At 41.6% G+C, this 14,582-nt stretch carries 11 protein-coding genes and 1 pseudogene; 8 read left to right on the top strand and 4 right to left on the bottom strand.

Going from position 1 to position 14,582, the window contains the following annotated elements:
- Positions 1-2: 2 nt before the first annotated feature.
- Both PCH02S_RS29815 and PCH02S_RS29810 read right to left on the bottom strand, forming a co-directional pair.
- Complete coding sequence (locus tag PCH02S_RS29815) at positions 3-1,370, bottom strand: sensor histidine kinase (protein ID WP_127457735.1); 1,368 nt, start codon at positions 1,368-1,370, stop codon at positions 3-5.
- Positions 1,367-2,125, bottom strand: coding sequence for a response regulator transcription factor (locus tag PCH02S_RS29810; protein ID WP_127457734.1), 759 nt, complete (start codon positions 2,123-2,125; stop codon positions 1,367-1,369). Before PCH02S_RS29810 ends, PCH02S_RS29815 begins: the two co-directional genes overlap by 4 nt.
- Before the next feature lie 201 nt (positions 2,126-2,326).
- On the opposite strand from PCH02S_RS29810, the gene PCH02S_RS29805 reads away from it, so the two are divergent.
- A complete protein-coding gene (locus tag PCH02S_RS29805) occupies positions 2,327-2,650 on the top strand; it encodes a hypothetical protein (protein WP_127457733.1) in 324 nt (107 codons plus the stop codon).
- Positions 2,651-2,750: 100 nt separating this feature from the next.
- On the opposite strand, the gene PCH02S_RS29800 is transcribed toward PCH02S_RS29805, so the two are convergent.
- Entirely contained in the window at positions 2,751-3,716 is a 966-nt protein-coding gene (locus PCH02S_RS29800; protein WP_127457732.1) for an aldolase catalytic domain-containing protein, read from the bottom strand.
- Positions 3,717-3,885: 169 nt separating this feature from the next.
- On the opposite strand from PCH02S_RS29800, the gene PCH02S_RS29795 reads away from it, so the two are divergent.
- The 3 genes from PCH02S_RS29795 to PCH02S_RS29785 all read left to right on the top strand — a co-directional run bounded on the left by PCH02S_RS29795 (position 3,886) and on the right by PCH02S_RS29785 (position 6,774).
- Entirely contained in the window at positions 3,886-4,725 is an 840-nt protein-coding gene (locus PCH02S_RS29795) for an inositol monophosphatase family protein (RefSeq protein WP_127457731.1), read from the top strand.
- A gap of 70 nt (positions 4,726-4,795) precedes the next feature.
- Complete coding sequence (locus tag PCH02S_RS29790) at positions 4,796-5,203, top strand: hypothetical protein (RefSeq protein ID WP_127457730.1); 408 nt, start codon at positions 4,796-4,798, stop codon at positions 5,201-5,203.
- A 215-nt stretch (positions 5,204-5,418) separates the two neighbouring features.
- Positions 5,419-6,774: a dicarboxylate/amino acid:cation symporter gene (locus PCH02S_RS29785; RefSeq protein ID WP_127457729.1), complete on the top strand. Its 1,356-nt coding sequence runs from the start codon at positions 5,419-5,421 to the stop codon at positions 6,772-6,774.
- Between the two features lie 136 nt (positions 6,775-6,910).
- Here the strand turns inward: PCH02S_RS29785 and PCH02S_RS29780 are convergent.
- Positions 6,911-7,459, bottom strand: a pseudogene (locus PCH02S_RS29780) (aminoacetone oxidase family FAD-binding enzyme); the annotation flags it as partial.
- A 127-nt stretch (positions 7,460-7,586) separates the two neighbouring features.
- Between PCH02S_RS29780 and PCH02S_RS29775 the strand changes: the two are divergent.
- The 4 genes from PCH02S_RS29775 to PCH02S_RS29760 are packed head-to-tail and all read left to right on the top strand — an operon-like array spanning position 7,587 to position 14,499.
- Positions 7,587-9,086, top strand: coding sequence for a tyrosine-type recombinase/integrase (locus PCH02S_RS29775; protein ID WP_127457727.1), 1,500 nt, complete (start codon positions 7,587-7,589; stop codon positions 9,084-9,086).
- Positions 9,087-11,180, top strand: coding sequence for a site-specific integrase (locus PCH02S_RS29770; protein ID WP_127457726.1), 2,094 nt, complete (start codon positions 9,087-9,089; stop codon positions 11,178-11,180).
- Positions 11,180-14,086 carry a tyrosine-type recombinase/integrase gene (locus tag PCH02S_RS29765; RefSeq protein WP_127457725.1) on the top strand — a complete coding sequence of 969 codons (2,907 nt, stop codon included), beginning with the start codon at positions 11,180-11,182 and terminating at the stop codon, positions 14,084-14,086. The genes PCH02S_RS29770 and PCH02S_RS29765 overlap by 1 nt, the downstream gene beginning before the upstream one ends.
- Complete coding sequence (locus PCH02S_RS29760; RefSeq protein WP_127457724.1) at positions 14,059-14,499, top strand: hypothetical protein; 441 nt, start codon at positions 14,059-14,061, stop codon at positions 14,497-14,499. Before PCH02S_RS29765 ends, PCH02S_RS29760 begins: the two co-directional genes overlap by 28 nt.
- Positions 14,500-14,582 lie beyond the last annotated feature (83 nt).

Below are 14,582 nucleotides of genomic sequence, written 5' to 3'. Positions count from 1 at the left end.
TCTTATTGACAGGTTGTCGGTAGTTTGACGATCACTGTAGTCCCTTCTCCCAAACGGCTTTGAATCTCAATAGTGCCTTTATGCTTCTGCACGATATGCAGGGCTATGGCCAGTCCCAGCCCCACGCCGCCTTGTTTGCGATTCCTTGCTTTATCACTGCGATAGAATCTGTCGAAGAGGTTGGGGATATCGCCTTCAGCGATGCCAATGCCCTGATCGATGACTTTCAGGATGACCCAATGATCCTCGGTGAGTTCGATGTGCATGATGATCTTCTGCTGGCTGTATTTCAGCGCATTATCTAGCAAGATTATAAGCAGCTGCTTTATTTTATAGGAGTCACCGCTCATAAGAAGTTCTTGTTGTTCCGAAGCCAGCTCCACGTCAATTTCTCTCCCGGATGTCATGCGAAGGGAAGCCGCGGTTTGACGGGCGAGAGGAAGCAGGTCGAAGTCGACGTTCTGCTCACAGTTCTCCCGGACGACATCCGTGAGGGAGAGCAGGTTCTGGGTTAGCTGCTTCAACTGAGCGGATTCGGAAATAATCGCTTCGAGCGCTTCCTCCCGCAGCTTTTCATCATGGAACGCCCACCTTCTTAGCAAGCTCGCATAGCTCTCGATGATGGTCAAGGGTGTGCGCAGTTCGTGGGAAGCATCGGCAAGGAATTGTTCCTGCTTTTGAAACATATCCTGCAGCCTGTCGATCATTCGGTTGAAAGTAGCGCCAAGGATCACCAGTTCATCGTTCGTATCCTTCGCTGGCAGGTTGATGTGCCGGAAGGAGCCGCTCTGTTCGATGTTCTGCATCGTGCTGACGAAGTCCTGAAGCGGGCGGAAGAGAACGTTCGTATAGAAATATCCCCCGATCAGAGCGAGAATCAGCGTTCCCGTTGAGGTCAAGAGGAGCACAGAGATGAGCATGTCCGCATATTGGCCCAATCTCCGCAGGCTGCGGCCAATTTCAAGCGTGGCAAGCTGATGACCCTCTTTAAAAACAGGCATTTTCACAAAGACATAGATGCCGTCTGAAGCCGTTTCTACCGTAACGGTATCTTTATTCACATAAGTGACGGGATAGCGAATTAGCGTCTCATCGGAATAAATTTGATAAATGACCTTGGAATCCGGTCCAATATAACGCAGCATTTCCTGGGGGATGAGGAGTTCTTCCATCGAGGAATTGTCCTGCCAATACTCAGGATGATTGGGCAAATCTTTTAACAGCAGCGTCCTCGCCTTCTCTTTGAGCAAATCAGCTTCGCCATTGGTGGTAACCCGAATGAACATATAGTAGGCAAAAGTAAAGCTGATAAAAAGGATCAGCATGAGACCGACGGCAACGCCCAGTGTAATTTTCAGCTTTAGACTCATAAAGGTTTTTCTTTGGGGGCCGCTGCACCCGATGCTTCCTCTGCTTCTTTGGATGCTTGCGCCGCATCGACCTTAATCAGATAACCGACTCCGCGGATCGTTTGGATAAGCTTGGAGGAAAAGGGCTTGTCCACTTTTTGCCGAAGATAACGAATATAGACATCAACGACGTTCGTATCCCCTACAAAATCATAGCCCCAAACCTCGGAAATAATCTGTTCCCTCGTCATGACTTCATCTCGATGCTGAATCAGGAAGCGCAGCAGTTCAAACTCTGTTGGCGTAAGTTCAATAGTGGTTTCCTCTCGAACTACGGATCTGCTTTTCAAGTCCATGGTTAAGTCATCAATTTTCAGCAAATGCGGTTGCTCTGCCGGCTGGTCCTGCAGATTCCGCTGTCTGAGCAAACTGCGTATGCGCGCCAACAGTTCAATTGTGGCAAAAGGTTTCGTTACATAATCATTAGCGCCTTGATCCAGCCCGCTGACCCTGTCGGACACAGCATCCCTTGCCGTCAGAAGAATAATAGGCAGTGTAGCGTTAACTTGACGCACGCGGCGCAGCACTTCCAGCCCGCTTAATTCCGGCAGCATGACGTCCAGTAAAATAAGATCCCACTCGGTTTCAGACAAAGCGGCATCCAGTCCTGCGCGCCCGTCTGGCTTCGTATGTACTTCATAACCCTCATGCTCAAGCTCCAACTTTAGCACTCGAGCAATACGCTCTTCATCCTCAATCAGCAATATGCGGCTCATTTGGAAAAATATTCACTCCCAGCTCCCGCCAGAACAGCGGCGTCAATTCATCGTCTTAGTTTCTCAGGTAAGGCGCTTTTACATACATGAACGCTAGTGCCGAAGCTGCCCAGTCTTTCATAGAGTGATCATTAGCCTAGTCCGCGTTTAACCTTCGTAACATAAACTAGCACAGAGAATGCTGATAAAGGAGCCGAACAGATGAGCATATCACCCGAAAAGAAAGTCCGCGCCAAGACGGTACAGAAAGTAGTCATTTTATTGCAGGACCATGATGCGACAGGAAGAGTGTATGTACGAATTGAGGGTGGGTTAAAATCGCGCGAAGCGATGGTTGAAGCGATCAAACGTTTGGACGGCGGCCTGATTTATGCCGATGAGGATTGTACGCAGCTTATAGACAGTGAATATATCGAGGTGTTCCGGAAAAGAGGAAGCGTTCGCCGGGAGGAAGAGGAATTCACATTCCTTATTGACCGGGAATATGCCGAGGATTACGTGGTTTCAGCCAAAATCATCAAATAAGTCCCCGTTTCTGCTTCATGGCCATAAGAAAAACCCCTTGTCGCTCATTCGCAGGCAATGCCTTACGAACAAGCTGACAGGGGGTTTCTTTGATCGGAATTTAGCCTTTGTGTGAAGCAGGCACGGTCTCAACGGAAGTCAAACGGTCGTAGAAATCCACGAAGTTATTTCTTTCTGCTGAGCTCAGAAGCGCCATGGCTGTGCGTGGGTGCTCATCGAGTGCACCTACGATCATGTAAGGAATGAGGTAGCCCCAATCCCATTTCTCACGCATCGTGATCATGTGTTTTTCAATGATTTCGAGTACAGGACGAATATCGTAGCGCGCGCCTTTCAAATGGCTGAGCAGCAATTCTGTCGTACAGTTTCCTGCAGCGCGACCCATACCGTATACGGAGGAATCCAGGAAGGTTACGCCACTGGAAGCGCCCGTAATCGTGTTGGCAAAAGCAAGCTGCATGTTGTTATGCATATGCAAGCCAAGCTCTTTTTCCGGAAGCAGGCGTTGGAATTTCGTTACCAAGTAATCAATATCCTTAGGAGCCATGCTGCCGTAGGAGTCTACGATATAGACAACGTCAACGGGGCTTTTGTTAATTTCTTCGAATGCTTCGATCAGCTCATTCTCCATCACGTGGGAAAGCGCCATAATGTTCAGGGACGTTTCGTAGCCCATATCGTGGAACTTTTGAACAAGCTCCAGACCTTTGTCCACATCTTTGATATAACAAGCCACGCGGATCAGATCAAGCAAGCTGTCTTCACGGGGTAAAATGTCTTTCTCATCGACACGGCCGATATCTACGAGCGCAGATAATTTGGTATCTGTCTTTTTGGTAATAACATCACGCAGAAAAGCCTCATTCAAAAATCTCCATGGACCGGATGCTCCGCCTTTCAGCAGTTTCTCCGAGTTTTTGTAGCCGATCTCCATATACTCTACGCCGGCTGCACTTAAACCGCGATACATGTCTTGGACAAACTCCACGCTAAAATCCCAGTCGTTCACCAAACCGCCGTCCCGAATCGTACAATCCAAAATCTTGTGTTGATGATGCTTTACCATGCTCGTAATGCCCCTTTCGACTGCTCATATCGCTTAATATTTTGCTATATTATCACTTATGAAGAGGCTGCTTGTCAATGTAAGTGGCTTCACACAAGTCAACTTTCTTAGGGAACATATGGTAAAATGACTACATCTAATGAATGTTTCCACAAAGGGGATAGGGAATATGGATCGTAAGGAACGGCTATTGGCCAGAGAAGTTGCTGTGAAAGCAGCGTCCAAGGCGGGAGAATTGGCAAGAGAACACTTCGGCAGTAAGTTGAACATTCAGCACAAGGATGAGCGTGGCGACTTGGTGACCGAGGTCGATGTGAAAGCGGATCGTCTCATTGTCGATGATATCTTGTCCGTGTTCCCAACTCATCGTATCTATAGTGAAGAAGCCGGTGAAGGCGGTGCGGCAAGCGAATGGGTTTGGCACGTTGATCCGCTGGATGGAACGAATAATTTCGCTCTAGGTATTCCGCTTTACGGAGTCTCCATCTCCTTAAGCTATCAGGGGCGGATTATACTCGGCGTGATCCACGACTCGGCACTTGGGCTTAATTATGCCGCCCTGCAGGGGGATGGCGCTTGGCAGGATGGCAGAAAGCTTGTGGCAGAGCCCAGCGGAGCGCTTGTCAAATCCACCATCTCATGGATTCAGGGCCATGCCGTTGGCAAAAATGATCAAGGAGCTCTAGGGCTCCGGCATCATCTGGAGTATTCGGTAAAAAGGGTGCTGCGCATGTGGGCGCCGTCCTTGACATGGGCGATGCTGGCCAGAGGCGACCTGCATGGGATTGTCCTGTACAACTCCGAAGGGGAGGATTTGTACGCGGGGCTGCTGCTGGCGCAGGAGGCGGGCGTGAAGGTGACGGACTTTGACGGTAATTCGCTTGCTCTGCTTGGCGGCGGAACCGGATCTGGTTCTGGTTCTGGGGGCGGGAAGCCGGCTTATATCGTCGCTGCAGCGCCCGCATATCATGCGGAGCTGCTCAAAATCGTGCAGGAAGCCACGAAGTAGAATAGGCAGGGAAGAAGTTGCAGAAGCTAATGGCAGACTTTTCATTTGGAGGAAGAAAGGATGCTATGCGATGAAGAACTTTGTTCCTATCTTTTTTGGTTTTGATAAGGAGCGGGATGCGCTGCTTGCGCTGGATACATTGGAGGAGCTTGGCTATAAGCCGGAGCTGCTGGAAGGGGAGAGGACGACGCTGCACATCCATCTCGACGACCAGGAAATGACCTCAGCGCTCGAGATCGCGCAGGCACACGGCGGGCGTCTGGTAGAACGGCAGCCCACGCAGTCCGAGCCGGCTACCTACGCTATGGCGTATGATCTGGAGGGCTCCATTCGCATTCCGGCTCACACCGTGAATGAGGATTGGCCGGACAATTACGCTTCAGCGCGTGATGCCGATGCCGTGCCGAGCGAGGAAGAGGCGGCTTTTGATCCGTCTTCTGACGACTATAATCACTTCAGCGCCGGCATACGGATTTAAACAGATGGATTAGCTACATTTAAGGCGTGCTTTGTAAATTTCGTTCGTAATTACACAAATATTATGAGAAAAAACCGCATTTTATCTCGGATTTACGAGCATAAAATTCGGTTTTTTTGCATTATTTTAAATTAACCATTGACATGTAACTTCTAATGTCATATTCTAATTCCATTAAACCAAGTAAGATCGTAGGAATTAAGGAGATGATTCTAGTGAAAAATAACCTGGTCACCGCATTCACATCGAACTGGGTCAGCTTAGTCGTATCAATATTAATTATTGGTTTGCTCGTTTTCTTGGGGAGAAAAAGAGTAAGCTTCGGTAACCGCGTTTTCATCGGCTTGGGTCTTGGTCTCGTTGCCGGGATAGCGTTTAACCAATTGCATTTGGAGTACAAAAGCGTAAGCACGATCGGAACGATTTATGTTAACTTGATTAAAATGCTTGTTATGCCTTTGGTCCTTATCTTAGTTATTAACAGTATTTCTTCTTTATCCAGTCTAGGTCAGCTTCGTAAATTAGGTCTGAAAACAATCGGCTGGTTCTTGCTGACAACAGGGATTGCATCTGTCATTGGTTTGGTCATTGCCCTGGCGTTCGATCCGGGCAACGGGATTGCGCAGGCTGTACCGAAAGATTTTAAAGCCAAAGAAATTCCGACGTTCTCCCAAGTTATTCTGGATCTGGTGCCGTCCAACCCGATTAACGATATGGCGACAGGGAAAGTTGTACCGGTTCTGATCTTCGCGATCTTCGTGGCTGTGGCTATTGTACACGTTGGTTCCAAGAAGCCTGAGAGCGTAGCAGCTGTTAAATCGTTCATTACATCAGCAACTGCTGTGATTCACCAAGTTGTTAAGTATGTTATTCGTCTTACACCTTATGGTGTATATGCATTGATCGCAGGTATGGCGGCGAAATATGGTATTGAAACCCTTGCTCCGCTTGCCAAAATTATCTTAACTTCTTATGTAGCACTTATTATTCACTTCGTCTTGATTTTCGGTGGTTTAGTTCTTCTGATCGCGAAAGTTAACCCTATTAAGTTTTTCAAAAAAGCGTATCCGACGATCGCTGTTGCATTCACAACACGAAGCAGTTATGCAACGCTGCCGGTGAACCTGGAAGTTATCACGAAGCGTCTACGCATTTCACCGCGTATTGCCAGCTTCGTAGCCCCTCTCGGCGCGACTATGAACTTCAACGGTTGCGGTGGTGTGTGGCCGGCAGTTGTAGCGATTTTCGTAGCGAAAGTTTACAATCTTCCACTTAGTGGATCTGACTACTTTATCCTTATCTTAGTAAGCATCATTTCCTCCATTGGTGTTGCCGGTGTTCCGGGACCTGCTGCGATTTCGACGACCGTTGTATTGACAGCTCTTGGTTTGCCTCTGGAAGGTATGGGTCTTGTACTTGGCGTCGAGGCGCTGATCGACATGGGTCGTACAGCCGTTAACGCAACAGGTACAACCGTGACAGCTTTGCTTGTAGCTGAGTCCGAAGGCGAATTCGATCGCGCGGCATTTGATCGTGACGAGGAAGATGACCTTGAAGCGGTAACAGCTTAATCTCTTGTAAAATGAAGAAGGACCTGCATCCACTGGATGTAGGTCCTTTTTAGTATTTCAAGCCCTCTAGCTCCAATCCGCTAAAACAGAGGGAAAATCTACCGTTAAGTTGCCGCTGTTCAGTGGCAGGGAGGAATTACTGCTGCGCTGCGCTTTGACCGGCCATATAGCCGGTGGAGAAGGCAGCGGTGATATTATAACCGCCTGTATAGCCGTGAATATCCAGCACTTCTCCGCAGAAGTAAAGGCCATTCACCAACTTCGACTCCATCGTGCTGGGGTCGACTTCTTTGAGGTGCACGCCGCCGCCCGTAACGAAGGCTTCTTCAATCGAAAGCGTCCCGTGAATGCGCACGGGAAAAGCCTTCATCAGCTTGCACATGTCGAGCCATTTCTGTTTCGGAATGTTATCGTGCGTAAGCTGCTCGTCCAGACCAGATCGCTCCAACACCATAGGAATCAGACGCTCGGACAGGAGAGGCTTCAGCACGTTCTTAATTGCTTTCTTGGCCTCAGCCTTCGTGAGTGCCATGCTTTCTTTGTACAGCTCATCCATGCTCAGATCAGGGAAAAGGTCCACGGTAAGAAGGACTTCCTTCCGCTCGGTTTTGGCTAGCTCCTTGACGACGAACTGGCTGCAGCGCAGGGCGATGGGACCGGACAGCCCGAAGTGCGTGAACAGTAATCACCCCCAAATCTATTGAAATCACTTTAATCTATGAATATACTGGTAAAAGAATAATAATTAATACAGTTAATCTTAGTAGTGGAATTGAAGTTACGGATTTTATTGTCGGATAAGGTGGGATAGCTTGGGATATCAACAACTTCTTAAATTGGTAAACATAATGGACAATAAATTAAGGTTGGAAAGTTTTGCGAGGATATATAGAGAGAAACAATTGGAAGGATTACACTATACTAGTTTTCTTCCAGATAAGAATATTGTCTCCATCTCTAGGCCTGATCATACTACAGTCCATGAAGCTACCTCATTTCTTATTTCAAGGAAAAGTAGTGGTAAGGCAATTAATACAGTAAGGAATGAAGCTAATGATTTAAAAAAGTTCTTAGATTTCATGTTGATTTGGGAGATTGAATTATTAAAGTCAGATTTGTTAGTTGTATTAGAAGGGTTTACTGACTATCTACAGTTGATCAGAACGGATGTTGGCATAGAGGATGCTTTGGAGTGGGCAACACTAAAAGAAGTCCCATTGAATATTTGGGGGAAATCAGTAGGTAAAGTTTCTGGTATCCAAAGGGATGAATTTGGGAAGCTACAACGTTCTGATATTAGTAGTTACTCAAGTACGAGTATAAATAAGATTGTGCGTACAGCTGTGCAGTATATTCAATTACTGAAGAAAAAGTCATCTTATCATGCTTCACTTAAAATTAACGAGTTACCACATAGGAGTAAAAAGTTGAGAGGTTTTATTTCGAGTACTGCTGGTAATATACAAGTTGCAACAATTGATATCTTATCAATAACTAGGGACGTAGGAGTTAAAATCCAGTATTATGGGTTAAAAAGATTGAAGGTTGATTCGATCTTTACACTGGAACAAACCGATCAATTTATAGAATCGGCAAGTAGTTTTCAGGATAAGCTGCTTTTTAATATTTTGCGTTTCATAGGCCCAAGGGCAAGTGAAGCAGCTGGTATATGGATAGATCCTACTTCCGTTCCAAACAATTTGCTTAGGATGGATTACCATAAGGCTAAAAGACTAATTAAGCAAGGTATAGAAGGCGATATAGACTTTTACGAAAAAGATAATAAAGGGTTTTGGGTTTGCAGAATAAAGGATAGGGACAATCCAGATTTTAGATCAGGACATAAACGTGACGGAGAATACAGGGAAATACCTTGGCTATTTTCTCAAGAAGGTTTCTTGAATCTACTTTATGAAGCATTAAGAGAGCGTCAAATATTAATGCGAAACATTGAAGTGGACCACGGATATTTATTTGTATCCAGAAATAGAAGAAATCAAGGGCAACCTATAACCGGGAAAGCTATTGCGAAAAAATACGAAAATATAAATAGACAACTAATTCGAAAAAGAAATATAGATCTTTCTGAGTATAGTCCCCACACGTTTAGACATTTTTATGCTACATATCTTTTTAAAAAACTGAATATTCAAATAGATGATGTGAGTAGATGGTTGGGACACAGAAGTACGGAAACAACGCGTACAATTTATTCTCACTGGATTCCTAGTAGTAATAGTTCAGAAAATGACGGAACTGTGCAAAATATCTTAGAAACTTTTAAACCAAACAAAAATAAGGAACGTGAATAAATGAGTCTTCAGTGGTTAAAATGGGAAGATTTTTCAAAGCTTTATTTAGATGCATTTTTAAACTTAACCAAATCTTCTAAACGAAGTTACATTAATCAAAACTTAAAGAGTCTTAAACTGATCATAGAACAATTACATGGCGATTTTGAAAATGGAGAAAAATGGTTTAGAGCAAGTTTACAAGAAAAGAGAGCTTATAGAGAAAAGCATTTCACCGAAATGCACTATATAATTCCGTGGTATCTTTCTATTTATCAGGAATATAAAGATGAAATAGATCATGACATGATGCTAAATTATTTCCAATCAGATTCTACTTCTTCCCAGATACACTATATTTGGTCCCAATATTTTAATTTAATTACTGACCAAGAAGATCAATTAATATCAGGTGACGTCACCTTGATGCGAAGTGGTTTTAGAAAATGTTTGGGAATTCATACTGTTCTTATAATGAAACCGTTGCAAAGCTTTACTGATGATGATAGCAGATTCGCAACTACGATAAGTTATCCCAACGTAAATCGTTATAATCCTAAGGTGCTACAAGATTTACGTATAAAATTGGGGTATTCTACCGTTGTAATTTCGCAAAAAAAACAAACTAACTGGGATAAGCTATTTAATCACGTAAACCCAGTCTGGGCAGATCTTGTATCAAATTATTATAATTATCTGCTAGTCGCGGATGCTGGTGATAATTACTTAACCAGAATGAGTAATATTTTTAGCGAGTTATTTAATTATCTAAATGAAGAAAACAAAAATGATTGTACATCTTTTAATATAAGTGACTTCAGGGAGTTAACTACTAGGTTTAAGCAAGGGCGTAAGAAAGAGATAAGTAAAACATATCAAATAAGTAAAGTAACTCATTTAAGAAAGTTTTTTGAATGGGGAGCAGGGGCATTCCCTATGTTTTTCCCAACTTATTTAAATTTTCCGGATGAGGAGTGGGCTAGCTTATCAAAGAAAGCTTCAAAGGAATATCTAAATAGTGAAGGATTTGCTCCTTCTTCTGATGAAATTGCAAAGAAAATGGTAGATGGTATATATAATTATGTTCCTGAAAATGAAAGTGAGGAATTATGTAGATGGTTTTGGATGATAGTTGTTAGTTCTCCTCCGAGATTTAGTTTTGTAATGAATCTAGAAAGTAAACAAGCATTGAAGCCGTTACCTAACCAACCTGAAGCTTTTGGATTATATTCGCAGGATGAAGATAAAGCAGGCAATAAGTATGGGCAATTCCCCATTCTTGATCCGCTTGGTTATGAAGCCATCACTGAATTACAGAAACGGGCGGACATACTCCAACTAAAACCAATATGGAATAAAAAATACAATAGAGAATTTATACACTTATTTCAGTTCAATCAATCACCATGGATGCTTTCAGATTCGGCTGTTCGACGTTTTTTCGATAAGGTGAAATTTGAGGTGTTAAATGAAAGTGAACTTTCTGAGAGAATAAGTGCTCACGGATACAGAACTTTTTTATTAACTCATATAGCAATGAAAACCGGTAGTCTCGAGGCTGTTCGCGTTGCTGCAGGACATATAAGGGAAGAAATGACAAGGCTGTATTTAAAGAGCAGGGTTTCGAGAAATGCTTTACTTCATCGTGTGCTTTCAAAATATGAGCAAGGTGAGGTGAGCGGTAAATTCTATGTAAGATTGCTTCAGTTTCTCACATCTGAAGATCCACCAATTGAAGATATGATGAATGCGTTCGCAACAGAAATGGCATTAGATGAATTTCTACTTAAATATGGGAAAAGAGTGGAAATGGGTTTTTGTTTAAGCCAAGAATCTTGTGATAACTGGTATAAATGCTGGGGGTGTCAGCATTTTTTAATGCGCCGCGAGGAGATACAAGATGCAATAGTTGTTCTAGTTAAACAAATTATTAATATGAGGGCAATGATTAAGCATAGCACTAATTACACGGCCAATAATTCCATATCAGCTGGTCAAATGAGAACAATTTCTCTAATTATAAAGAGATTAACGGAGCTTGGACTTACAGAGGAGAAGATAGACGAAATGGTTTTAGAAACCTTAAATAAATATAAAACAAAGGAAGCTAAATAATGAGTTCATTGGCAACAGTTGAAAGTTTTCCGAAAATCACATGCGAAATAGGAGTTGATAGACACTTTACAAAAATGGAATGGGAATTAATATGCCCTAACTCCTGGAGTAAAATAGAATATCTTACAAAAGTTCCATTACATAAATTTATTAGTCTTGCTTTTTATAAATCACTAAAACAACCTGGTAAACGCTATGTTAATTATTTATTGCTGTATCAACGAGTCGTGTGGTCATTAGATGATGTATTATCGGTTAGATTTTTCTCTCTTCCTTTAGAACAGATTCATAATTTTATTTGGATGGAGGAGAAGGTTGAAAAGCATTATGTGGCATTAGATATTAAGAATGAGCAAACAAAAAGGAAATTTAAGTTAGATATAATGACATTGACCTTTCGTATTTGGGCTGCTGGGTATGGGCTTCTTAAAGGGGAAGGAAGGAAATATGTTGACCATGATTTTCTCATGATCTTAAAAACAAATATTGAGAAAAGGCACCATTCCCGTAAGAGAACAGTTCTAAAAAAATTAAGCCTAATTCTAGAAAAAGAAAAAGAATCCCCTGTGACTGTTCCAATCATCACATGTGAGGTGGGAGTTGATAGACACTTTACAAGAATAGAGTGGGATTTAATCTGCTCTAACTCCTGGAGTAGAATAGAATATCTTACAAAAATACCATTAGAAAAGTTTAGTAACCTTGCTTTTTATACATCACTAAAAGGACCCGAAAAACGTTATGTAAATTATTTATTATTGTATCAACGAGTCGTTTTGTCATTGGATGATGCATTATCATTCAGGTTTTTCTTGCTACCATTAGAGAAGATTCAAAACTTTGCATGGTTAGATGATAAGCTTGAGAAGTATTCTGATGAGTTACTCAAGTTAGATAACAAGAATGACTATAAAAAAAACCGATTAAAAATAAATGTCATTACGTTAGTTTTTCGTATTTGGGCTGCTGGTTATGGGCTTTATAGAGGTGAAGGCAGAGAATGCGTTGACGATGGCATTTTAAATATATTAAAAGAACACTTTGGGAAGAGTAGTGACAAATATAGGAGAGTAATTTTAACGAAATTAAGTTTAATTTTAGAAAAAGAAAAGGAATCTCCTGTAACAGGTCGGATTGATGTAAGAAGAGTTCCTAAATCAAAAATAGATCTTGAAAAAGACGGATGGGATGTAATTATTAATGAATATCATAATGAATTAGCTGAAAATATTTATGAATTTATTTTTAATTATTTGTTATCTCAAGTAAAAGATTTAGATATAAGGACTGTATACCAAAAAGGTACTCAATCAAATAAGATAAGGAGAGCGATTAGACCAATAACAATAGCAACCTGGACTAAATGGTCTGCCGAGATGAGAGGGTACGTTAAACTTTTTTATGGCTTTGGATTGAACTCTTCTTCAGATTTAATTTCAGGAGGGTTAGAGAAAATACTTATTCACGTTAGTCGTAAATGGGTTCGAAAAAAAATAGGTAATTTTCGATCTTTAATTAAAAGGTGGCTAATGTATTACATTGAGAGATATGATTTGAATTTAAACGTAAACACAATAATTCCGCATTCAATGAAAAGGAAAACAACGCAGTTTGGAAAGATATTAAATTTAGGTAATGCTTACACATTAATTGAAGCCCTTTTAGATGAGCAATCACCTTTCATTAATGAGAATGATGTTCTAGAGTTTCGTTGTAGAAGAGTATGTCTTATCCAACTAGCAACGGGTTCAAGGGTCACAGCAATATGTTTATTACTAAAAGATTGCATAACAACAGACCATTATGGAAACAAGTGGATGCAATTGCATAAAACAAAAAACGGTAAACCCCAGGTAGTTAAAGCTACTGAAGATGTTCAAAATTGGGTTGAACAATCCTCTAAGTTTGCCCCAAAAGACAAGGTGTTCTCACCGAAAAACGATAGGTACTTCGGTGATGGATTAACCGAATATAGGTTATTCGCAAACACATCTGAAGTAGCTACATTAACAAGTAACCAAATAGGTAAATTCTTAACTAAGATTCAAAAAAGACTTTGGCCTGATATGCCTAAAGAAGAGTATTTCACGTCACATGATTTTAGGCGAATGCATGCCATTTATATGGTTATGAAAAAGAAAAGCAAACATGAGATTCAAGACCAATTAGGCCACAGTGGCCCTAATTCATTAATTCCTTATTTAGCGACTTCATCACCCGAGATTCAACAATATTATAGCGAGATTTATAAAGAGGGCATTTGGGGTAACGTTGTAAATAAACTAGAGGAACCAACAGATCTTGAACTTGACCCACTTCTTGAACAGGCAGCAAAAGTGGTACAAGCCGAGGATAAAGAACAATTTATATCCTCTCTTCTTGAGAAATTTAAGGGAGAAGAAGTGGAGTTTGGTTTTTCTAACGATGCCTCGTTTATGCCAATAAATAATGTTTCGGCTGGATTTCCGAGATTCACTCATAACTGTGTAGCACATGAAATGCTTAATTGTGGTCATACAGAACTTCATTGTTTTAAATGCGATTACTACAAACCTGATGATGATAAATATAACGAGCATATTGCCGAAATATTTAGGTTTATGTTATTGGCATTACGCGGGGAAGATATGGCGAAGTCAAAACGCGATACTATTCAGAAAGAACTAGTCAGCATACGTTCACATGACATTATAGAACTGATTGACGAATCTTTTCCAAAGTTATTGGAGAAGAAGTTTTTAATTACCTCAAGAGAGATCCCAAAACTGAAAAATGGTTTATGGGACAAAGCTAAGAGTTACTGGAAGAAATATAAGAAAACTAAGCCAATATTAACTTTTGAAGAAGCACTTCATTACTTGAAAGAAGGAAAGTTGGAATGGGTAGGAAAAGAAGCTTCACAATAAGCGAATTGAAATATGAAGCTGGGCAAGTTAAGAGGCACATAATTAACGAGTACAAAAAGGGTAGATTATCAAAAATAATTAAAAAGGACGTATTTTTACTAATAGCTAGACGCCCTAAAATAAATTTAAAAAGTGACCGCACCTTATGGGAAGGTGAAGTGTGGACTTACCTTGATGACTGGTACTCCAAGTTAGAGAACGAAGTAGAAGAAATCAAACTAACTATTAATCAGCAAGGGAGCATCGATGAAGCAACAGATAATCATAAAGATTTAGCTGATCTCATAGAGAAAAATCGCAAACAGAGGGATTTAATCTCTGAGTATAGAAAGGCTCTTCATGCATTGAGGGAAGAAAATGAGAAATTAAGGATTTTAGTAATAGAGAAGCATGGCTTTATAGACTTGGAGTGAAGGCGAGAGTAAGGGAGGGAGCAATAATCAAACAAGAAGCATACTTAAAACATTTGTGTGAAGGAATATCAGAGATGGAAGCT

The organism is Paenibacillus chondroitinus NBRC 15376 (assembly GCF_004000765.1).
GTDB classification, from domain to species: Bacteria; Bacillota; Bacilli; order Paenibacillales; family NBRC-103111; genus Paenibacillus_E; species Paenibacillus_E chondroitinus.
The sequence above is the reverse complement of the archived record's forward strand: the minus strand, read 5'-3'. Positions and strand labels throughout refer to the sequence as shown.

What these genes read in the sequence shown, in the direction of transcription:
- PCH02S_RS29815 (WP_127457735.1), bottom strand. Translation starts at nt 1,370, where the DNA reads ATGAGTCTAAAGCTGAAAATTACACTGGGCGTTGCCGTCGGTCTCATG.
- PCH02S_RS29810 (WP_127457734.1), bottom strand. Translation starts at nt 2,125, where the DNA reads ATGAGCCGCATATTGCTGATTGAGGATGAAGAGCGTATTGCTCGAGTG.
- PCH02S_RS29805 (WP_127457733.1), top strand. Translation starts at nt 2,327, where the DNA reads ATGAGCATATCACCCGAAAAGAAAGTCCGCGCCAAGACGGTACAGAAA.
- PCH02S_RS29800 (WP_127457732.1), bottom strand. Translation starts at nt 3,716, where the DNA reads ATGGTAAAGCATCATCAACACAAGATTTTGGATTGTACGATTCGGGAC.
- PCH02S_RS29795 (WP_127457731.1), top strand. Translation starts at nt 3,886, where the DNA reads ATGGATCGTAAGGAACGGCTATTGGCCAGAGAAGTTGCTGTGAAAGCA.
- PCH02S_RS29790 (WP_127457730.1), top strand. Translation starts at nt 4,796, where the DNA reads ATGAAGAACTTTGTTCCTATCTTTTTTGGTTTTGATAAGGAGCGGGAT.
- PCH02S_RS29770 (WP_127457726.1), top strand. Translation starts at nt 9,087, where the DNA reads ATGAGTCTTCAGTGGTTAAAATGGGAAGATTTTTCAAAGCTTTATTTA.
- PCH02S_RS29765 (WP_127457725.1), top strand. Translation starts at nt 11,180, where the DNA reads ATGAGTTCATTGGCAACAGTTGAAAGTTTTCCGAAAATCACATGCGAA.
- PCH02S_RS29760 (WP_127457724.1), top strand. Translation starts at nt 14,059, where the DNA reads ATGGGTAGGAAAAGAAGCTTCACAATAAGCGAATTGAAATATGAAGCT.